19 protein-coding genes and 1 pseudogene are annotated in these 19160 nt (G+C 61.6%); 4 read left to right on the plus strand and 16 right to left on the minus strand.

The genetic code is table 11. From position 1 onward, the window contains the following. From P775_RS03805 to P775_RS03820, 4 genes are all read right to left on the minus strand, one after another. On the minus strand, nt 1–483 hold a 483-nt coding region (locus tag P775_RS03805; RefSeq protein ID WP_143520793.1), incomplete at its 3' end, for a DUF58 domain-containing protein. Then, nucleotides 480–1436 carry an AAA family ATPase gene (locus P775_RS03810; protein ID WP_099909721.1) on the minus strand — a complete coding sequence of 319 codons (957 nt, stop codon included), beginning with the start codon at nt 1434–1436 and terminating at the stop codon, nt 480–482. The genes P775_RS03810 and P775_RS03805, both read right to left, overlap by 4 nt. Nucleotides 1437–1527: 91 nt before the next feature. After that, on the minus strand, nt 1528–2460 hold the full coding sequence (locus P775_RS03815; protein ID WP_245875555.1) for a hypothetical protein: 933 nt from the start codon (nt 2458–2460) through the stop codon (nt 1528–1530). Between the two features lie 82 nt (nt 2461–2542). After that, entirely contained in the window at nt 2543–3250 is a 708-nt protein-coding gene (locus P775_RS03820) for a DnaA N-terminal domain-containing protein (protein ID WP_099909722.1), read from the minus strand. A 532-nt stretch (nt 3251–3782) separates the two neighbouring features. On the opposite strand from P775_RS03820, the gene P775_RS03825 reads away from it, so the two are divergent. Together P775_RS03825 and P775_RS03830 are read left to right on the plus strand one after the other, a co-directional pair. Next, nucleotides 3783–5030, plus strand: a complete 1248-nt coding sequence (locus tag P775_RS03825) for an AAA family ATPase (protein WP_099909736.1) — start codon at nt 3783–3785, stop codon at nt 5028–5030. Continuing rightward, a complete protein-coding gene (locus tag P775_RS03830) occupies nt 5027–6127 on the plus strand; it encodes a ParB/RepB/Spo0J family partition protein (RefSeq protein WP_099909723.1) in 1101 nt (366 codons plus the stop codon). Before P775_RS03825 ends, P775_RS03830 begins: the two co-directional genes overlap by 4 nt. 259 nt (nt 6128–6386) lie before the next feature. On the opposite strand, the gene pqqE is transcribed toward P775_RS03830, so the two are convergent. The 7 genes from pqqE to P775_RS03865 all read right to left on the minus strand — a co-directional run bounded on the left by pqqE (nt 6387) and on the right by P775_RS03865 (nt 11973). Continuing rightward, entirely contained in the window at nt 6387–7496 is a 1110-nt protein-coding gene (gene pqqE / locus P775_RS03835; protein ID WP_099909724.1) for a pyrroloquinoline quinone biosynthesis protein PqqE, read from the minus strand. Continuing rightward, nucleotides 7493–7771, minus strand: coding sequence for a pyrroloquinoline quinone biosynthesis peptide chaperone PqqD (pqqD, locus tag P775_RS03840; RefSeq protein ID WP_099909725.1), 279 nt, complete (start codon nt 7769–7771; stop codon nt 7493–7495). The genes pqqE and pqqD overlap by 4 nt, the downstream gene beginning before the upstream one ends. Then, a complete protein-coding gene (gene pqqC / locus P775_RS03845) occupies nt 7768–8523 on the minus strand; it encodes a pyrroloquinoline-quinone synthase PqqC (RefSeq protein ID WP_099909726.1) in 756 nt (251 codons plus the stop codon). Before pqqC ends, pqqD begins: the two co-directional genes overlap by 4 nt. Continuing rightward, nucleotides 8520–9416: a pyrroloquinoline quinone biosynthesis protein PqqB gene (pqqB, locus tag P775_RS03850; protein ID WP_099909727.1), complete on the minus strand. Its 897-nt coding sequence runs from the start codon at nt 9414–9416 to the stop codon at nt 8520–8522. The genes pqqC and pqqB overlap by 4 nt, the downstream gene beginning before the upstream one ends. Before the next feature lie 22 nt (nt 9417–9438). Then, nucleotides 9439–9534: a pyrroloquinoline quinone precursor peptide PqqA gene (gene pqqA / locus P775_RS03855; RefSeq protein WP_089272307.1), complete on the minus strand. Its 96-nt coding sequence runs from the start codon at nt 9532–9534 to the stop codon at nt 9439–9441. 114 nt (nt 9535–9648) lie between these two features. Next, on the minus strand, nt 9649–10335 hold the full coding sequence (locus P775_RS03860; protein ID WP_099909728.1) for a response regulator transcription factor: 687 nt from the start codon (nt 10333–10335) through the stop codon (nt 9649–9651). 9 nt (nt 10336–10344) lie between these two features. After that, entirely contained in the window at nt 10345–11973 is a 1629-nt protein-coding gene (locus tag P775_RS03865; protein ID WP_099909729.1) for a sensor histidine kinase, read from the minus strand. A gap of 223 nt (nt 11974–12196) precedes the next feature. Here P775_RS03865 and P775_RS03870 point away from each other — a divergent pair, with 223 nt between their 5' ends. Further along, complete coding sequence (locus tag P775_RS03870; protein ID WP_245875556.1) at nt 12197–12337, plus strand: hypothetical protein; 141 nt, start codon at nt 12197–12199, stop codon at nt 12335–12337. Between the two features lie 64 nt (nt 12338–12401). On the opposite strand, the gene P775_RS03875 is transcribed toward P775_RS03870, so the two are convergent. Next, nucleotides 12402–12626 (minus strand): hypothetical protein, encoded by a 225-nt coding sequence (locus P775_RS03875; RefSeq protein ID WP_099909731.1) that lies wholly within the window; start codon nt 12624–12626, stop codon nt 12402–12404. Nucleotides 12627–13002: 376 nt separating this feature from the next. On the opposite strand from P775_RS03875, the gene P775_RS03880 reads away from it, so the two are divergent. After that, a complete protein-coding gene (locus P775_RS03880) occupies nt 13003–14058 on the plus strand; it encodes a cation diffusion facilitator family transporter (protein ID WP_099909732.1) in 1056 nt (351 codons plus the stop codon). Between the two features lie 291 nt (nt 14059–14349). On the opposite strand, the gene P775_RS29555 is transcribed toward P775_RS03880, so the two are convergent. The 4 genes and pseudogenes from P775_RS29555 to P775_RS03895 all read right to left on the minus strand — a co-directional run. Continuing rightward, complete coding sequence (locus tag P775_RS29555; protein WP_342749633.1) at nt 14350–14586, minus strand: cytochrome d ubiquinol oxidase subunit II; 237 nt, start codon at nt 14584–14586, stop codon at nt 14350–14352. 2 nt (nt 14587–14588) lie between these two features. Continuing rightward, nucleotides 14589–16415: pseudogene (cydB, locus tag P775_RS29705) on the minus strand (cytochrome d ubiquinol oxidase subunit II); the annotation flags it as partial. A 305-nt stretch (nt 16416–16720) separates the two neighbouring features. After that, nucleotides 16721–17185, minus strand: a complete 465-nt coding sequence (locus P775_RS03890) for a MarR family winged helix-turn-helix transcriptional regulator (protein ID WP_099909733.1) — start codon at nt 17183–17185, stop codon at nt 16721–16723. Nucleotides 17186–17508: 323 nt separating this feature from the next. Then, nucleotides 17509–19160 (minus strand): autotransporter outer membrane beta-barrel domain-containing protein (locus P775_RS03895; protein ID WP_218967622.1); only part of this gene is annotated, 1652 nt, incomplete at its 5' end.

The following is a 19160-nucleotide window of genomic DNA, read 5'->3' on the forward strand; positions in this document are numbered from 1 at the left end:
CGCGCGCACCATCCCGCCGATCACCCCCAGCATGCCCCGAACACGCCCGCGCACCGGCACCACAACCGGATCCCCCGCCCCGAGTGCGAACAGGCCGACGCGCCCGCCCTCTGCGACCCCGCGCCAGCCGATCATCGCCAGCGCCTCTGCCGCCGCGACAGAGCGAAACGCCCGCCGCGTCCCCCAAAGCATGCAGGGCCGGAAATCCGCCACCAGCAGCGTCACGCGATCACGTTCCTCCTGAAACTGACGCACATGCAGCGCGCCGGTGCGCGCCGTCGCCCCACGATCCAGATGCCGGATGTCATCCCCCGCCACATAGGCGCGCACATCCGCAACCTCCTGCCCGTGCCCCCGCCGTTTCGTCACGAACCCGCCGGGCAGCGCCGACAGCGGCCCCTCCTGCGCGCCGGTCCCGGCACGCATGGCAATCAGCGCCTCAGCCCGCAGGGCGATGCCCGGGACATCCAGCGCCGGATTCACAGCGCCTCGACCGTGGCAACCACATCCGCGATCAGCGCCCGTGCCGTGCGCCCCTCGGCCACCGCGCGCCAGGTCATCACCATCCGATGCGCCAGCGCATCCCCCGCCACCTCGGCCACATCCTCGGGCAGGGCAAAATCGCGCCCCTTCAGGTAGGCGCGCGCCTTGGCCGCCCCCGCCAGTGCCAGCGATCCACGCGGACTGACCGCATGATCGATATCCTGCGCATGGCTGTCGCTGCGCGTCGCCGTCACCAGCCGCACGATGTAATCGCGCAACGGTGCGGACAGATGCACCGCCATCGCATCCTTGCGCGCCGCGCGCACCTCCTCTAGGGACAGCGACATCGGCGCGGCCTGCACCCCCTGCCCTTCTGCCTCGACCAGATCCAGAATGCGCCGTTCGGTCGCGGGGTCCGGCAGCCGCAACACCACATGCATCAGAAACCGGTCCAGCTGCGCCTCGGGCAGGGGAAACGTGCCGTCATGTTCGATGGGGTTCTGCGTCGCCACCACCAGAAACGGATCAGGCAACCGCATCGTCGCATTGCCCGACGTCACCTGACCTTCCGCCATCGCCTCAAGCAGGGCGGACTGAACCTTGGGCGGGGCACGGTTGATCTCGTCCACCAGCACAAGATTGTGAAATACCGGCCCGGGCACAAATTCGAATGTGCCGCTTTGGGGGCGGAACACCGGCGTGCCGGTCAGATCGGACGGCATGAGGTCAGGCGTGCACTGAATGCGGGCAAAGCTGCCATCCATCGCCTCCGCCAACCGCTTGACCGCGCGCGTCTTGGCCAATCCGGGCGCCCCTTCGATCAGCAGATGCCCCCCGGCCAGAACCCCGATCAGCAGCCGCTCGATCAACACCTCATGCCCGATCAGCCCCTCGGCCAGATGCCGCGCCAGTGCGCCGACACCGTCCGGCACGTGATCCGCCGTTGCGTCCATGACCCCTCCCCTGCCGCCCTGTCCGGCGGTCGCTGGATCAAAGCCTAGCCGAGGCCACACAATCCACAAACCTGTGCCAAGGTAGCAGTCGCTACTCCTCCGCCACGCCGCAATCCTTGTCGAGGATGGGCGCATAGGCCGCATGCGTCAGCGTCACATTGGTTTCGGCCTCAAGCCGCTCAAAATCGGTCGCGATATAGTCAAGAAATTCCTCGGAATTGGTCTGAACCACCGGCGCCTCTGCCAGTGCGTGCAGCATGAAGACATCGAACCGGCACAGCCCATAGGGATTGGATGTCAGCAACCCTTCCATATACCGCGCCGACCCCCAGGGCAGCGTCCGCAGGTTGACCGGATATTCCTCAAGTTTGGACAGAAAGGCCGTGTCCGGATCAAAATGCAGGATATCCATGCCAAAGGTAAAACTCTGATACAATTCTTCGATCAGGATCGAGGCATAAAATGCCGTCTCAAGATCCGTCGTCTCACCCGGCGCGGGCTGCTTGACCATGACATGGGTCGCCCGCCCGTTACGGCCAAAAAACGTCTGCGCCTGTGCCGGCGACATCACCACCTGATCGCGCCCCTTGGGCAGGCCGAACTGAAACACCTCATCCATGCGCCGCAGATCCGCATTGAACGCCCCCTGCGGCGGACGGTCGGAATACAGCCGCACCGTGACCACCCGTCCCGTACCGCAGGCCGCGCCATCCTCCCCGGCATAGCGCAGCGGCAGCCCCTTGCCAAAGATCTCTGCCATCAGCGCGCGAAAGCTGTCGATCACCACCCGAGTCTGGGGATGCGGGCGCTCTCCGACGAGGCACAGCGCCGCACCAGCCATGTCCCGGCCATTGATCACGATAGGCGGGATAAGCGGATCATGCCGCCACATCGCGCTGCGCAATTCATAGACCCAGCCCTTTTTCGCCAGCGCCATGAAGGCATCGCGCTCTTGCGGCGCCGCAGCGGCAGGCTGCGCGAGGCCGAAACAGACGAGGGTCAGAAGGGATAAGAAACGCGCCATCCGCAATGCTCCGTACCAGTATGGGTGAAGCTAGCGCAGCGCCGCCGGATGTCCCAAACCTTTTGAACGGTGCAGTGCGCCCCTACCCCTCGGCCCCGGGATAGAGCAGCGCAACCCGCCCCAGCTCCGGCTCGACCGACCGTACGGCCCGTGTCACCCGGTCCAGCAGATGGGTCTGCACGTAATGCGCATGGAACCGGCTTGGCGCCATCAGCAGCAACCGGTCGCCCGTGGTCTGATGCACGCTCAGCGCGCGCAGCCAGGCACCATAGCTCTGCGCATCCTCACTGTAGAGCAGACCCAGCGCCAGCGACCACACGTCGCCCCGCGTCAGGTCCGGCGGCGTCGGTTTGGCCGCACCCGGGAACGGCACAACCGATCCCTGCTGCGGCGCCTCGCCTGTCGACATGCCCATGCGCGCTTCGAAATCCTCACCCACATTGCCCCAGGCCATGCGCGTATCCTCCAGCACCCGGTCCAGCCGCAGCGCATAGGACGTGATCCGCCCGCGCACACCCGGCCGTTTGACCTCAAGCCAGCCCATGGCGCGCAGCTTCGCCGTCTCGCGCTTGACCGTGCGTTCATCCACACACCACAGCCGCGCCATCTCGCGCCGCCCGACGACCAGCTCATCCGCCTTCCAGTTGTAGCGCGCCGTGATCAGCGTCAGCAGCCGCAGCACCAGCCGCTGCATGCCCTTCTCCTGCGCCAGTGCATAGGCACCGAGCGCGGTCAGCACATCATATTTGCGCGACGCCGCGTATCGGCCCACTGGTTGTGTGACGATCATCCGCCCGTTCCTTGTCTGCGTCGCGCCGAAACGCTTAACTGCCTCTGGGACACTGATTAGCGTCCGTGTCGGTCTGTGGCTTTGGTTAACCAACGCTCTTTGCCAACTTGCCCTAATTAGCGTCCGCAGACTCGATTCTGTCAAGTCGATTTCTGGAACAGCCGCTGCCTCCGTCCAATTCAAAGATGAAAATTGGGTTTCAAAGGTATAGGGGGACACACAGGGTGACCCCCTATGGGTCAGTTTTGTCCCCCAAAGGCTGGTATGTGCGCCAACCTTGTCCCCCTAAATTCGGGGTGGTCTGCCACCTGTGGCGCGCCTCAGTCCGAATCGGTTGCGCCGAAAAAGCCAAAGGTTTCAGGACAGTTAGACCAAAGTACCTTTTTACCTATTCAAAGCGTATTAACTTTTGCCAAATTGCGCAAATGCACGTAAATAGAAGAAGAGCCGCCATAAGCGTCCCCAAAACAGGAATAGCCCCGTGCCTTACACACATGAAGACCTGGCCGCGCTCCAGGCAAAGTCGCTCAAGATGCAAAGCTACATCCGCAAGCAGACCTTCTCACCCGAGAATGAAAAGACCCTGCGCCGCTTTTCCAGCTGGGAAGTGTCCGAGCTGATCCTGAAGGTGAACCAATCCACCTTCCGCGGCCGCCTTGCCGCCGACCCCTCCCTCCCCGACGGGCTGGTCGAGGAAGACGGTCGCCAGCGCTGGTACACCCTGGACGAGATCAACGAGATCCGCCGCCGCATGAAGATCAACCGCCGCTCGCTCCTGCCAAAACGCCCCGCCAACAAACGCGCCTTCCGCGCCGCCATCGCCAACTTCAAGGGCGGTGCCGGCAAGTCCACCGTGGCGCTGCATTTCGCCCATGCCGCCGCCCTTGATGGCTACCGCGTGCTGGTGGTCGATTTCGACCCGCAGGCGACCCTCTCGCATTCCATGGGCCTGACGGACGTGGCCGAGGATTTCACCGTCTGGGGCATCATGGCCCGCGACCTGATCCGCGAAACCGACCGGATGAACGCCGCCCCCGTCGCCGCCGAAACCGGCGCCCGCGTGCCCACCCGCCAGTTGCCGGCGTCAATCCGTGACATGGGCCTTGGCGCCCTGCGCAACACCGATTTCATCCGCTCCACCGCATGGCCCTCCATCGACATTGTCCCCTCCTGCGCCAATGCGGCCTTTGTCGAATTCGCCTCGGCCCAGTACCGCCACCTCAACCCCGACTGGTCGTTCTTTGCCGCCGTGTCGCGCTTTCTCGACGGGATCGCGGCGGATGCCTATGACCTCGTGATCTTCGACTGCCCCCCCGCCATCGGCTATCAAAGCATGAATGCGGTCTTCGCCGCCGACATGCTCTACATCCCCTCCGGCCCCGGCTACTGGGAATACGATTCCACAACTTCCTTTATCGGCCAGCTGTCCGAGGCGCTGGGGGATCTTTCGGCGGGGTTCCCCGCGGGGAACCTCCCCCTGCCCAAGATATTTCTCGATATCCGTTTCCTGATGACCCGCTACGAGCCGGGTAATGATCTGCACCGCGCCATGTTCGACGCCTTCCGCAAGGTGTTCGAAGGCCACGTGGCCCAACACCCGATCGAGATGACGCGTGCCGTCGAACAGTCCGGGCGTTTCCTGTCCTCGGTCTATGAAATCGACTATCGCGATATGACCCGCGAAACATGGCGCCGCGCCCGCGCCACATTCGACCAGGCCTACGAGGAATTCCGCGACAGCATCCTCGCCACTTGGGATCAGCTGGAGGACGTAGCATGAGTAAAAAACGCCGCATCTTCGACATCGACCTCCCAGAGGACGAAGCCCCCGCCGCTCCTGCCGCGCAACCGCTCGTCCCCAAGCCCGAGGCGCGTCGCGGTCCCATGGCCTCGGCTGTGCGTGAAACCGGTGAATCCCTCGCCTCCCGCGCGGACATAGAGGCGCAGATCCGTGCCGAAAACGACCGCCTCGCGCATGAACATGTGCGGCTGAAAAAGGCTGGGCTGATCACCGATCTGATTCCGGTCGATGCGATTGTCACGACCAAGCTTTTGCGCGACCGCGCGCAGGATGGTCAGGACGATCTGTCCGAACTCAAGGATTCAATCCGCGCCATCGGTCTGTCAAACCCGATCCAGGTCGAACAGGTGGGCGATGGAGAGTACGAGCTGATCCAGGGCTTTCGGCGTCTTTCGGCCTGGCGCGCGTTGCTGGCGGAAACCGGCGATTCCGAAAAATGGGGCAGGGTGCCCGCCTCGATCCTCGCTCGGGGCGAGACACTTGAATCGCTCTACCGCCGGATGGTGGATGAAAACCTCGTGCGCAAGGACATCTCCTTTGCTGAAATGGCGATGCTCGCGCGGGACTATGCCGCGGACCCGGCCACGGTGATCAACGATGTGGATACTGCTGTTCTGGAACTTTACCGCTCCGCCAACAAACAAAAGCGCAGCTATGTGCGCGCCTTTGCCCAGATGCTCGAAGAGATCGGATCCGGCCTCACCCAGCCTCAGGCGATACCGCGTGCTCTTGGCCTTGATCTGCGCAAACGCCTGCAAGAGATGCCCGGTCTGGCGGCAAAGGTTCTGCGCGATCTGGCGGCCCTGCCCACCCCGCGTACGGCCGAGGCAGAGCTTGGTGTTCTGTCACGTCATGCCACCGCCACCGCCCCGGAAACACCGCGCCCCAGCGCGCGCAGTCCGCAGCAACCCCGCCCGGCGCGCACCACGTTCCGCATCGAACGGGCCGGGGGCGCGGCGCGTGTCACAGCTTCGCATGGTCGCCTTGAACTCCGGCTTGATACCGACTTTTCGGCGAAGGACCGGCGTCGACTGGAAGAAGCTCTGACAGCCTTTCTCGACCAGCTCGACGAATAGCGGGTGCATTCCGGGTGCAGGTCTCAACCTGTCTGAACAGGGCAGATGAAGGCAAAACAGCAAGAAGGGCAGGGGCCGCAAACCCCTGCCCTTCTTCTCTTTCCAAATACGCAAATCCGGGGTCAGACGGCGCGCAACGCCAATGGAGGGGGTTCCCCGCGGGGAACCTGTTCCTGTCCAGCCGCCGCATCGCAGCCATACGGTTTCCATATCAAAACCATACGCGTTCCATATGGCGTTTTTGCGGGACAGGACCGGCCTATTCGACTGGCTCCGGGACGGTCTTTCCGGGGGCGGCACGATAGACCAGTTCGCTGCCCTCGGCCGTCGCATGGGCCTCTGTCTGGGCCTGTAGCGCCGCGTGATGGGGCGACTTGATACAGACCGGATCGGTGGCATTTGCATCGCCGACAATCGCCATCGCCTGACAGCGACATCCGCCAAAATCGACAGTCTTGCGTTCGCAGGATTTGCAGGGCTCCTGCATCCAGTCTGTCCCACGATAGGCCTGAAAGGCAGCGCCCTCATACCATATCTGGTGCAAACTGGCATCTTTCACGTTATCGAACACCAGATGCGGGATGCTCTCTGCCGCGTGGCAGGGCAGCACCTTGCCCTCGGGCGTCACGTTCAGCCCGGTCGTACCCCAGCCGCCCATGCAGCGCTTCGGGTAGTCCGAATGATAATCCGCAGGCACATAATCAATGACCAGCCGCCCCTTCAGGCGAATACGCGCCTCGCGTACGATGGCATCCGCCTCGCGCGCCTGCTCGCGTGTCGGCATCAGCGCATTCCGGTTCTTCAGCGCCCAGCCGTGAAACTGCACCGTCGCCACCTCGATCCGCCGCGCGCCCATGTCCTCAGCCATTTCAATGGCCCGCGGCAACTGGTGCAGGTTTCTGCGATGCAGCACAGCGTTCAGCGTCAGGGGAAAACCAATCGCACCAATCCACTCTGCAACCTGCATCTTGCGCTTGAAACCACCGGCATATCCGCCGATCTCATCGGCCATCGCCGCATCCGTCCCCTGCAGGGACAGCTGGATATGATCCAGCCCCGCCGCGTCCAGCTCCTGCAAACGCCGCTCGGACAGACCAATGCCCGAGGTGATGAGGTTGGTGTACAACCCCACTTCCCGCGCCGCCCGGACAAGCTCTACCAGATCGCGCCGCGACGCGGGTTCACCCCCGGACAGGTGCAGCTGCAACACGCCCAGATCCGCCGCTTGCCGGAACACCGACACCCAGGTTTCGGTATCCAGCTCCTGCGCCTGCCGGGCCAGTTCCAGCGGGTTCGAACAATAGGGGCAGGACAGGGGACAGCGATGCGTCAGCTCGGCCAGCATGGCAATCGGCGGGCGGATGGTCATGGCATCACCTCCAGAAAACGGCGGTCCTGCAAGGCCCCCAGAAACCCGGCGGAGTCCTTCGCGATATCTTCGGCCGGGGCGTTGTATTTTGCCGCGAGCGCAGCGGTGATCTCACCAAAACTGCGCGCGCCGTCGATCTCGCTCAGGATCGCATGGCCGATGGCGTCCAGCGTGATGGCGCGCTCGGGCGCCAGCAGCACCCAGGCGTCGCGCACGCGGTCACGATGCACCCGCACACCGCGGGGCAGGTAGGGCACGTCCTCTGGGCCAATCATGACGCCCGGGCCACGGCCACCGCCAGCCCCTCATGCGGCTGCCAGCCACCCGGCGGGATCCGCGCCGGGGCAACATAGGCCGAATACAGCGCATCTAGCTGCGCCCACAGCACATCTGTCTTGAACTCCAGCGCGCGGGCGGCAGCGTCCTGCTTTTCCTGCGTGTCGGCATGATCCAGTACCCAGGACAGCCCGAATGCAACATCCTTCGGCGCCTCTTTCAGCCGGTTCTGGAAATAGGACAGCGAGGAATCATCCGCAAAATCATAGTTTTGCAGCAAGCCGGCGATCCGGTCCTTGTGGATCTTTGGCGCGAACAATTCGGTCAGGGACGCGGCCACCGCCTCAAGCAGCGTCTTGTCCCGCACAAAGCGCACATAGGCATCGACGGCAAATTTTGTGGCCGGCAGCACACCCTGCGTGGACGCCACATAGTCGCGGTCCAGCCCCACCGCCGCGGCCAGACGCAGCCAGCGCTGGATACCGCCCTCGTTGGTGTCGGTGCCGTCGTGATCTTCGATCCGCGACCGCCAAATCTTGCGCAGTTTCGCATCCTCGACCCGCGACATGAACGCCGCATCCTTCATCGGGATTGAGTGCTGGTAATAGTAGCGGTTGATCACCCAGGCGCGCACCTGATCGGGGGTGCAATCGCCGCCGTGCAGCAGGTGGTGAAACGGATGTTTGTCGTGATAGCGATCGGCGCCGATCTGGCGCAACCGGGCTTCGAAATCGTCGCGGCTCTGGGTCATGTGGTGATCTCCATTCCGTCCTGTCCGATGGTCCAGCCCGCCGCCTGCGCCGCTGCGCGTTCGTCCGACTCTGGCCGCAGCACAGGGTTTGTGTTGTTCATGTGGACATAGACCTTGCGGCCCACTTCCAGCGGTTCAAACGCGGCCATGGACCCGTCCGGCCCGCTCATCGACATATGGCCCATGCGCTTGCCGGTCTTGGTGCCCAGACCCGCCAGAACCATCTCGTCATCCTGCCAGAGCGTGCCGTCAAAGAACACCAGCGCAGCCCCGTTCAGCCGCGCGCGCAAATCATCATTCATCAGCGCACAGCCGGGGATGTAATAAGCATCCGTCTCGCCTGCCTGCAGATGCACACCCACGGTCTGATCACCGATCAGATCGGTCTGGACAGTGTCGCCTTCAAGGTAAAGCGGCACCTTACCGGGCACCGCAAACAGCGTCGCAATCAGCCCGGGTGCGATTTCAACCGGCGCTTCCAGCGCGATGGTCGCGCGCTTAACCACTTTTTCATTGAGGGCTGAGAATATCGGGTTAGCGTCCAGCACATCATGAATGCCGGACGTCGCGTAAACGGTGAAGGGCTGCATTTCGCGCAGTGTCAGCAATCCGGCAACATGGTCGATATCGCCGTTTGTCACCAGTACGGACCGCAGCGGCATGTCGCGCAGGCCCGTTGGATGCAGGGCAGGGCAGTCGGCCAGTTGCTGTCGAATATCGGGGGATGCGTTCAGGATCGCCCAGTCAGTACCGTTTGCGCTAACGGCCAGCGAGGACTGCGATTGCGCCGGGATCTCTCCCGCGCGCGCAAGGTTGCAGTTCTGGCAACCACAGTTCCATTGGGGCAGACCGCCACCGGCAGCTGCCCCAAGGATGCGCGCGCGGAATGTCATTCAACTCTCCGCGCGCTGGTGATCAGAACAGAACGCCAGCGTCGTCTGCGTCCGGTCCGTACATGTTGATTTCCATGCCGCATTCGATTTCGCGGATGATTGGTTTTGCCCAAGCCATGATAGATCCTCCTAAGGGTCGGTTACGTGAACACTTTCAGAGCCTGCGGCATGTCCCGAGTCCACGCAATTCTTATGTTCTAAGAAAAAATAAAGATAACGTGATCTCATGGGGTTATTGCATGTCCGGTGCAATGCCGTCCAGCATGAATCCCCGGTTGCGTAGGGTCTTGATCTCGAATCCGAAATCCACGACAGGCTCCAGCTTGCGGCGCAGATAGCCCAGATAGACATCGACGATGTTCTCCGAACTGGTCCCATCCCCCGCCCAGAGCGCGTCAAAGATCCGCCCCCGGCTCTGCGCCTCCCCGGGATGGAGCGCCAGCAGTTGCAGCAGGCGGAATTCACGCTCGGTCAGCACCACCTCGCGGTTGTGCCCGATCACCCTGCGCGTCGCGACCTCAAGCCGTGCCCGGTGCGGCCTGTCGGTGCGCGCACGACGCTCCTGCACCTTGAGCCGCGCCACCAGCTCGTCAAACGCGAACGGCTTGACGATATAATCATCCGCCCCGGCCTCCAGACCGCTGGCGCGATCCTCGACTTCGGACAGGGCTGACAGCATCACGATGGGCAGGGTGATACCTTCGGCGCGCAGGGCGCGCACCAGGTCTATACCGCTGTCTGCCCCGATCATCACATCGACAATCGCCGCCCCCAGCGCCCCCTCACGCACCCGCTGCAACGCGCTGTCGACCCGGTGTTCGCTCAGCGTGTCATAACCGTGCAGCCCCAGCCCCCGCGCGAGGGCCGAGGTGATTTCTGGGTCGTCATCTACGATCAGGATACGGGTCGGGGGCGTCATCTCGCAACGCTAGGCGATGTCCAGCGGCAAGCCCACCGTGACCTTTGTCCCGGGTGCGGCACCGAGGGTGTCGACGCGGGGCAGGGGGCTGGTCATCGCAATCGTGCCGCCCTGCTGCTCGACCACCCACTTCGCCAGCGCCAGGCCGATGCCGAACCCCTCGGCCTTGGCACTGCTGCGCCCTTGGGCAAAGCGTTCGAACACTGCGTCCTGATCATCGGGCGCGATGCCCGGACCATTGTCGCTGACATGCACCCGGCCCATCCCGCCCGCCCGATCGATGACCAGTCGGATCCGGCCCCCCGCGCGGGCATGGCGCAGGGCATTTCGGATCAGCCCGGCCACCACTTGCCGCAGCCAGTTGGGATCGCCGACCACCGCAAGCGGGGCAGGGGGGGCAAGCTCCAGAACCATTCCGGCGCTCTGCACTTCTGCACGGGTCTCCTCGACCGCATCGCGCAGCACCTCCGCCAGATCAAAGACACTGGCCGACAGCGCCAGCTGCCCGGTTTCTGATCGCGCAATCCGCAGCAGATCGTCGATCCGCCGGTTCAGGCGCAGCGCCCGGTTCCGGATCGTCTCAAAGGACGGTGCCGCCTCGGCAAAGCCCTGTATGCCCAACTGCGCCTCCATCAGGATCACGGTCAGCGGCGTGCGCAACTCGTGGCTGATATCGGCGAAAAACCGGCGGCGGTTCTCATCTGTCTGCGCCAATTCGGCATTGGCGGCGCGCAGCGCCTCTGTCCGTTCCGCAATCGTCGCATTCAGCCGCGACCATTCTTGATCTACAGCCGCCTTGCGATGGGCCAGCGCGCGCGCCATGCGGTTGGTTTCGGTGAACAGCTGGCCAATCTCGTCCGGCTGACGGTCGGGCAGGATGATGGCAAAATCCTCTTGCCCGATCTGCCGCGTCGCATCGCGCAGCTGGTTCAGCCGGGAGAATTGCGGCCGCACAAGGCCGAGGTAGAACCCCGTCATAAGCAGCAGCGTCGCTACAGCAATGCCAAAGGCGATCCGCGTCAGCCTGAGGCGCAGATCTTCGATTCCCGACAGGATGGCATCCCGCGCCCGCACCTCGGCTGTGATGACACCGTTCAGATGCGGATCGAATCCCATGGCGAAAACGTCGATATACCCCTGCAACCGCTCGCGATCCGCCGCAGGTGTCAAAAAGGCGTCGCGCGTGGACAGAAACAGCGCCTCCATCCGGGCGATGCCAATGCTTTGCGTGGCGCGGCGCGACTGTTCATCCAGCCCCAGCGCGCGGGCCTCGGCCACCGCCGCCTCAAGATCCTGTCGCAGCAGCCCAAAGGTCCGGGTGATGCCGGCCGCTATGCTCTCAAGCCGGGCGGTGCGCTCATCCATGGGCAGGCCCGACTGGTTCGCCTCGGCCGCCACCACGATAAAGGTCGACACCTGCGTCGACAGCACGGAATAGCGCTCGATCCGCTTTTCTGCGGCCAGCGCGGCATCAATGCGCGCCGAAACACTGTCCATCCCGATCACGATCAGCGCGGTTGTTGCCAGCGCCGCCAGCCCCAGCAGAAGGGCGCCCAAGCCCAGCCGGGCGCGCAGCGATAAGATGCGCCTCGGCGCCGATGAAGAGTCGTTGTGAAGGGGGCTATCCTGAGTGGACATTCGTTTTATGCCCACTCCTCCTGCAGACGCGCAAGTTTAAAGCTTATTTTTGGGCAATGCTGCATTGCAGCACCCGCCGCGCGCCAAGATATAACCTCAGTTAACGGTTTATCTCTAATCTCGTCACTACGACCAACGACTCCATTGACAAGAGGCAACCATGATAGAACTGCTTTTCGTTACATGCCTGAGCACCGCTCCGACAGAATGTCGGGAACGCAGCATGCTGTTTACCGACATAACCCCGATGACCTGCATGATGGGCGCGCAGCCCGAGCTGGCCAAATGGGCGAACGAACACCCCAACTGGAACGTCGCGGGCTGGAAATGCCAGATGGTGCGTTCTGCCGAATTCAAGGCGTGATGCCGATTACGCGACCCTCAAAGGGAGGGTCGGTCGCGTAATCACCCCCAACGGCCCGAAGGGGTCAGCCGTCCAGTTGAGCTTTGTAAATCGTCCTCAGCGGTGTTCCCGCTTTGACGAAGGGCGATTTGTTCCCGATGTGGCCGAAGCCTTTGCCTATCGCAAACCGTGCGTGCTCCAGCAGCTCTTCGATGATTGTCCGGAATTCCCAAATACCACCAGTCACGAAATGCAACAGGCAACCGTTTGCTGCCGAAAGGCGCTGTCGCGCGAACCGTGTGACAGCCAAAACTCCCTACATTCTTATCCCATTGCCGGGTTGACCTGGATGCCAAGGTTCTGAAGCATCCGTCAATGGCTCGCATAGTAAACCATGCGGAGGTTCTTTTAAGCTCGGATGCGGGAATGCCCGCCGCGCGGCTTGTCGGTTGCACAGTCGCGATTATGTAAGGATGTGGCTTTGACATACTGCAAAATCTTCGGCGCCAGCGCAGAATCGACGGGAAAGCGGAAGAGATCTGGGGTATTCAGCACAAACTGTGACCCGCATCCCGGTAAGTCTTGTAAGGCGAAGTCCGGCATGTCGGCGTCGGAAAGCCGGGGGACGCGACCGCGCCCTGACCCGGATGGAGCGCGCCTGAAGAGGTCAAACGAAAGGACCAACCATGCCCAACGACAAAGACCATGGCCATTCTCACGATCACGCAGGCCACGACCACGGTGATGGACACAGCCATGCCCCGGACGTCAGCGCCAGCAATGAAAAGGTCGTGTTGGTCGGCTTTCTTCTGACCTTCGGGTTCATGTTTGCGGAACTGATCGGCGGGCTGCTGTCCGGATCCCTCGCGCTGATCGCAGATGCCGGGCACATGTTCACCGATGCTGCAGCGCTCGCTCTGGCCTGGGCCGGTTTCCGCTTTGGGCGCCGCAAGCGGGATGACAAGCGCACGTTCGGCTATATGCGCTTCGAAATCCTTGCCGGCTTCGTCAATGCCATCTCCTTGATTCTGCTGGTGATCTGGATCGCTTATGAGGCCGTGCAGCGCTTGCTGGACCCGGCGCCCGTTCTGGCGGGGCCGATGTTGGTGATCGCCGTGCTGGGGCTGGCAGTCAATGCCGGCGTGTTCTGGATGCTGATGAAGGGCGACAGGGATCACGTCAACATCAAGGGCGCGATGGTGCATGTGATGGGGGACCTTCTCGGCTCGGTCGCGGCGATTGTTGCGGCGATTGCCATCTACTTCACCGGCTGGACCCCGATTGACCCGATCTTGTCGATGCTGCTGTCTGCCATCGTCCTGCGTTCAGCATGGGCGCTGCTCAAGGCCTCGCTCAACGTGTTGATGGAGGGAACGCCGGGCAATGTCGTAGTGGCGGATCTGAAAGAAACGCTGATCGCAAAGGTGCCCGGTCTGGTCAACGTGACTCACGTGCACGTCTGGTCGATCACCTCGGGCCAGCCCGCGGCGACGATGGATGTGAAACTCGCCGAGGGCACAGATCCGGCCACCGCTCTGAGCGCGGTCAAGGCGTTGTTGTCGCGGGAATACGGGATCGCCCATTCGACAATAGAGGTCGATTTTGGCCAGAGCGCTTCTGTCTGCGCGCTGGATCCTGATGCCGGAAATGGTGCCAATCATTCTCATGCACAGGGCCATGACCACGATCATAAACAGGGTCACGATCACATACAGGGCTGGTCCGCGCCGAAACCAGCCTGAGAAAACGGCTCCGTTGGGTGTCTCCACCGGGGTCTTTTTTTCGCCAAGACGACAGTGGCAGCGCAGCCTCGCACCGCCAAAAAAAGCAACGCAACGCCTGCAAAGCTGTAGAACCAAGAAAGCTATCAGGACGCAGACCCTGAACCCGCTGTGTGATCTCGGGTAAAAACACGGTGGGCGCCCGGCGCCGCCGTCGATGCCGAGCTGGTGTCGCATCCCGTTAAGGATGATCGCAATTGCGAAACGGCGCGTTTGGCTCTGACGGCGACGAGCTGTCCCCCCGCAGCCCGGTCATGATCGGGTTGCGGGCAATTTTGCACATTCCTTGGGCGTCAGATGCGATGAAGAGCTGTTCCAAACCGTCAGCGACGAAGGCGGTTCGCTGGAGCTGGGCATGATGAATGGGAACATCGTCAGACCGACAGAGGAGATCACGCTAAGGATTGCCATATTGGAGAACAGCAGCGTCGAAACTTCGCGCCCTGCCCGCAGACCGACGAAGGTCAGCAACCGTCCAACGATCCCCACTATAGGTGCAAGGACGGTTCAGATAGGCGCCAAGCCAGGTTGACGTCCGCACCACTTCGAAATGCAGCGGGTTGGACGGGCCGTCGGTGACGTAATCGCCGACGATGCGGAATCCTTCGACCCCGACCGCCATCCAGACCCCGGCAAGCACATAGGCCCCGACCGCGACCAGCCCCGCAAGTGATCCTATGGCCCGGGCGCAGGTTTGCACGACACCCCCGGCTTTCAAAGTCAGCCAGGCGCCGCCATACATCACCAGCATCGACAGCGAGACCACCCCGGCCAGCAGAGAGAACGGATCCAGCAGGCCGATTAACTTCATGTACCAAGCGCCTTCGTAGATCGGCAAAAGGTCTTCAGTAAAGTGGAACGGCACGCCCTGAATGACATTCCCCACGGCAACGCCGAACAGCAGCGCGGGCAGCGCACCACTGGCGAACAGTGCCCAGTCCCAAGACGCGCGCCAGCGCGGATCGTCCCGTTTTGAACGATACACGAACGCCAGCGGCCGCGCGATAAAGCAGGCCAGAATGACGAACATCGCAAGGTAAAATCCCGAAAAGCTGACCGCATAAAGCGGTGGCCATGCGGCAAATATCGCGCCCCCCTAGGATGAACCAGACCTGATCGCCCTTCCAGACCGGGCCGATGGTGTTGATCGCGACGCGAAGCTCCACATCCGTCTTGCCTACAAAGGGGATCAGCGCGCCGACACCCATGGCAAAGCCGATCAGCAACACGCCAACCACGGTCCAGGGTTGGCGCCCGAATTCGGAGATGAACCAGCCCAGTTCGGCGGCTATCCAGGATGCGGGGATCATCCACACCGCCAGATGCAGCGCCGGGCGGGGAAAGCGCATGCCCTTGAACGACGCGCAATAGAAGAAGTAGAGCATGGTTGCGATGAAGCTCAGGCCCAGCCCGACCATGATGCGGAAAGCCCGTGACAGCGGCCAGACCATCGGCACGGTGTCATCCGCCGCCGCCTTGATCTGCGTCTCACTCGCGTCCAGCGGGTTGTCGACGTATTTCTTCAGCAGCAAGGCAAAGCCAAGATCGGCGGAATGTGCCTCGAATGTTGCTGTGACGGTCGGATTTTTGGCCTCTCGGTTGGCGCGCACGTCCATAAGCGCCTCATAGGCGATCAGGCCGGAACGGATGCGTTCCTCGGCAACTTTCGCCAGATCGTTGATGCCCGGGATCTCGGTGTTCAGGGACCGGGCGCCGATCAGGCCCATCGCCCAGGGGATTTCGATGGTATAATGGGTTTCACGCGCTGCCTGATCCGGAAAGCCGATCAGACTGAATGGCGCGGGGGCAGGGTGGGTGTCCCACATCGCCTCGATCGCGGTGAGCTTCATTTTTTGGCTGTGGGTTGCGGTATAGCCGGACTGATCGCCCAGCAACACGACAGAGAATGCCGCCGCCACCCCAAAGGCCGCAGCCACGGTGATCGACCGGCGGGCCAGTTCAATGTGACGCCGGCGCAGCAGATAACAGGCGGACACCCGATGACAAAGACCGAAGCACTGACGTAGCCGGCAGATACAGTGTGCACGAGCTTCGCTTGCGCAACCTCGTTGAACAGCACCGCAAAGAAATCCGTCATCTCCATCCGAATGGTCATCGGGTCGAATTCGGCCCCCCGAGTTCTGCATCCAGCCATTTGCGATGCGTATCCAGAGCGCGAAAAAGTTTGACCCGATGGCCACCAGCCAGGCGACCCCCAGATGGCCGACCTTGCTCAGCTTGTCCCAGCGAAAGAAGAACAGCCCGACGAATGTGGCCTCCAGGAAAAAGGCCACCAGGCGCCGACCATACACAAACATTCATACCCGACCACTCGACGGGGGCAGATCAGGAACAGCGAAAGATCCGAGGAGGGAAGCAGAGCGAACCCAATATCAGCCTGGTCGCCATTGATGGTAAGTTCAGGACGGTCACAGGCTGTCGTATTGGTCAGGAAGGCCAGCCGATCTTGCCCCAAAAGTCCGCGAGGTGAAAGCTATCCGCTTTCCAACAGGGGGGGGCTCACATAATATTTAGGAATACGCTGAATCATCTTTTCGACTAAATATCAAATATTTGAGTATGAATCGCGTTCGATCTGTATGTTGTTTTGCGCTCGAAATGCTTAATGCTTGTGCCGGATATCGAGCATGATCGAAATGCCCCGCGCGGCATCCGGCTCGGACACGTCCTCAAACATCTTGTCGATCCAGCGCAAATGCTCCTCTGTCATTTCGTTCATCAGAGTTCTGCCTTTGTCGGTGATCCGAACAAGGAACGCGCGGCGGTCGCTTGCCACGTTCTGACGTTCAGCCAGCCCTTCGGACACGAGGCGGTCAACGACGCCCGTCACATTGCCGTTTGAGACGACGAGGTGTTGGGAGAGTTCGCTCATCTTCATGCCATCGGGTTCTGCATGCAGCGCAGCAAGGACATCGAAACGGGGGAGCGTGGTGCCATAGCCCGAACGAAGGCGCTCGCGCAGTGATCCTTCAACGTGGCGCACGGCCTTCAGCATCTGGAGCCAGAGGCGCAGCCGTTGCCGTGCGAGGCCGTCATCACCAATCTGATGTGTCTCCAAGGTGTCCATCTGCGGCTCCGCAAAAGTTGGGTTAGAACTCATTTCACATATCAACTTTTTGGGTTGCGGGTAAAGCAAAACGGCGTTGTTTGCGATACATCTGAGCTTAACTTCATAGACACTACTTGGAAAGATCATTTAACTGAATAAGTTAGTATTAAGATAAGGGTTTAAATCTGTCAAAAGAGACCTCTGCGACATGTCAAATAGCTACGGGAATGAGTGGCCGAATACGACAGCTTAAAGATATTCAACGCTGCTGAACCGCCATGCATAGCACCTTTTCTGAGCCCTGTCTGACCCGGTCCCTTCTGGATCAACTCAAAGACATCCTAAAAGTCAAAGGTGAGGCCTGCATCCAATTGCAGGACAGACGCCAATTCGCCCCCGTTCGCCGTAAGCCCCGCGCTCAAAACCGCGCCAGAGCTGGTGGTAAAGGAAGCGCCTGCGCCAAGGCGCAGTTCGAATCCTTTGGCCGAACGCCCGTCGAGAACACCGCTGGTGCCGGGCGCGCTGTATCGAATGTCGGAACTTTTTATGTCCGCGTGATATAATGCATCGACACTGAGCCAAGGCGACAGTGTCAGCTTCTGAAGGCGCCGTTCCGTCTGCATGCCCAGCCCGAAGCGGACCCGTTCATAGCTGCGATCTTCAAAGTGCATGACCACACCAGGAGACGAGGTTTCGCGAAAAGCGTCCTCGTTCACTTGGGAATAGGCCAAGCTTGATCGCCAGCCTTGCAGCCAATCGCCGTGCGCAATCGTCTGACCGATGCCGATGATTGCGCTCCAGCGGTGCTGTTCGGTGCTGCCGTGAGCGGTACCAGACCCGGTTTCGCGCCGATACGCGACATCGCCCGCGCCATGGAAGGCTGATAAGGCAATATCGAGCGACCCAGCTGCGAATCCAAGGCTGAAGCCTGTGGAAAGCGTGTCCATCACCTGCTTCCCCCCGCCCTGATCCAGCGAAGCATCCGCTTTGGTCTGCGCGAGCGACAGCGCATAATACCCCCATTGCCCGATAGGGCCATCGATCCCGGCCAAAAGACCATTGGTTCCAATACTGAACCCGGCCACGCCATCCTGTTTGCCCAAAGAAGCATAGGCACCGGTTGCTCTGGCAAATCCCTGCGGATCGGAAGGTGCCTTGCGGGACACGCCCAGTGACTGGGTCAGTGACTGATCCAGCACCGACAGGCTGTCGAAATAGCTGCCGCTCGCGACCGCATCAAAGGCGGCGGGGCTGATACTGGTCAGCAGAACGGCGCCGGATGTATAAAGAAGAGCATGCTGCAACCGCTCGTTTCCCGAGTTCAGCAGACCTGCAGTGTCCACAACCTGGGCAAACGTGCCAGTCAGTCCGTTGGTCGTCGTCAGGATCGGAGCCTGTATGTCACCTTGCAAGGGCGTACCGATCAATCGCAGGGTTGTATTGTTCAGCACTGCGATGCCGGTGTCTGCGACGGGGAACCCTTCTGAGATCTGCTGTGTTACGAGAAGCCTGTTTGCAGCCCCTACTGATCCAAAAACAGTGATTTCAAGCGCACCGTCCGTCGGCTCAAAACGGGAAGTGGTCATTGACGAGGCTGCTGTACCTCCCGGCGCGCCGGGCGCAGTGATCCCTTGGCCTGCTATATTCCCAAGAACCGAACCAGTACCACCAATGCGCGTATCGGGGCCTAAAGTTATATCACCCACCACAGAGCCGTCGATTCGCAACACGTCAGTGCCACGGGTCGCCCGGATATTACCAGTGACAGTCCCGGATGTGCTGACATGGATCGTGTCGTTTGACGTGGCGCTGGCATCTATGGCAACGGCGTCGGCGTCGGCGCCTGTTGCATCAATGCTTCCAAAAATATCTACGGTATTCGCGCTGCCTGCAAGCTGCAACAGAGTCACGCCGTTGCCGTAACCCTCCAGAAGGCGCTGTTGCATAAATCTGAAACTGGCCGCAGCTCCCCTTTCCCCGGACACACTTATCC

The sequence above is a fragment of the Puniceibacterium antarcticum genome, assembly GCF_002760615.1.
GTDB classification, from domain to species: Bacteria; Pseudomonadota; Alphaproteobacteria; order Rhodobacterales; family Rhodobacteraceae; genus Puniceibacterium; species Puniceibacterium antarcticum.

Bases quoted from the DNA above. Each gene is read 5' to 3' on its own strand.
- P775_RS03810 (WP_099909721.1), bottom strand. From the start codon at position 1,436: ATGGACGCAACGGCGGATCACGTGCCGGACGGTGTCGGCGCACTGGCG.
- P775_RS03815 (WP_245875555.1), bottom strand. From the start codon at position 2,460: ATGGCGCGTTTCTTATCCCTTCTGACCCTCGTCTGTTTCGGCCTCGCG.
- P775_RS03820 (WP_099909722.1), bottom strand. From the start codon at position 3,250: ATGATCGTCACACAACCAGTGGGCCGATACGCGGCGTCGCGCAAATAT.
- P775_RS03825 (WP_099909736.1), top strand. From the start codon at position 3,783: ATGCAAAGCTACATCCGCAAGCAGACCTTCTCACCCGAGAATGAAAAG.
- P775_RS03830 (WP_099909723.1), top strand. From the start codon at position 5,027: ATGAGTAAAAAACGCCGCATCTTCGACATCGACCTCCCAGAGGACGAA.
- pqqE (WP_099909724.1), bottom strand. From the start codon at position 7,496: ATGACCATCCGCCCGCCGATTGCCATGCTGGCCGAGCTGACGCATCGC.
- pqqD (WP_099909725.1), bottom strand. From the start codon at position 7,771: ATGATTGGCCCAGAGGACGTGCCCTACCTGCCCCGCGGTGTGCGGGTG.
- pqqC (WP_099909726.1), bottom strand. From the start codon at position 8,523: ATGACCCAGAGCCGCGACGATTTCGAAGCCCGGTTGCGCCAGATCGGC.
- pqqB (WP_099909727.1), bottom strand. From the start codon at position 9,416: ATGACATTCCGCGCGCGCATCCTTGGGGCAGCTGCCGGTGGCGGTCTG.
- pqqA (WP_089272307.1), bottom strand. From the start codon at position 9,534: ATGGCTTGGGCAAAACCAATCATCCGCGAAATCGAATGCGGCATGGAA.
- P775_RS03860 (WP_099909728.1), bottom strand. From the start codon at position 10,335: ATGACGCCCCCGACCCGTATCCTGATCGTAGATGACGACCCAGAAATC.
- P775_RS03865 (WP_099909729.1), bottom strand. From the start codon at position 11,973: ATGTCCACTCAGGATAGCCCCCTTCACAACGACTCTTCATCGGCGCCG.
- P775_RS03870 (WP_245875556.1), top strand. From the start codon at position 12,197: ATGCTGTTTACCGACATAACCCCGATGACCTGCATGATGGGCGCGCAG.
- P775_RS03880 (WP_099909732.1), top strand. From the start codon at position 13,003: ATGCCCAACGACAAAGACCATGGCCATTCTCACGATCACGCAGGCCAC.
- P775_RS03890 (WP_099909733.1), bottom strand. From the start codon at position 17,185: ATGGACACCTTGGAGACACATCAGATTGGTGATGACGGCCTCGCACGG.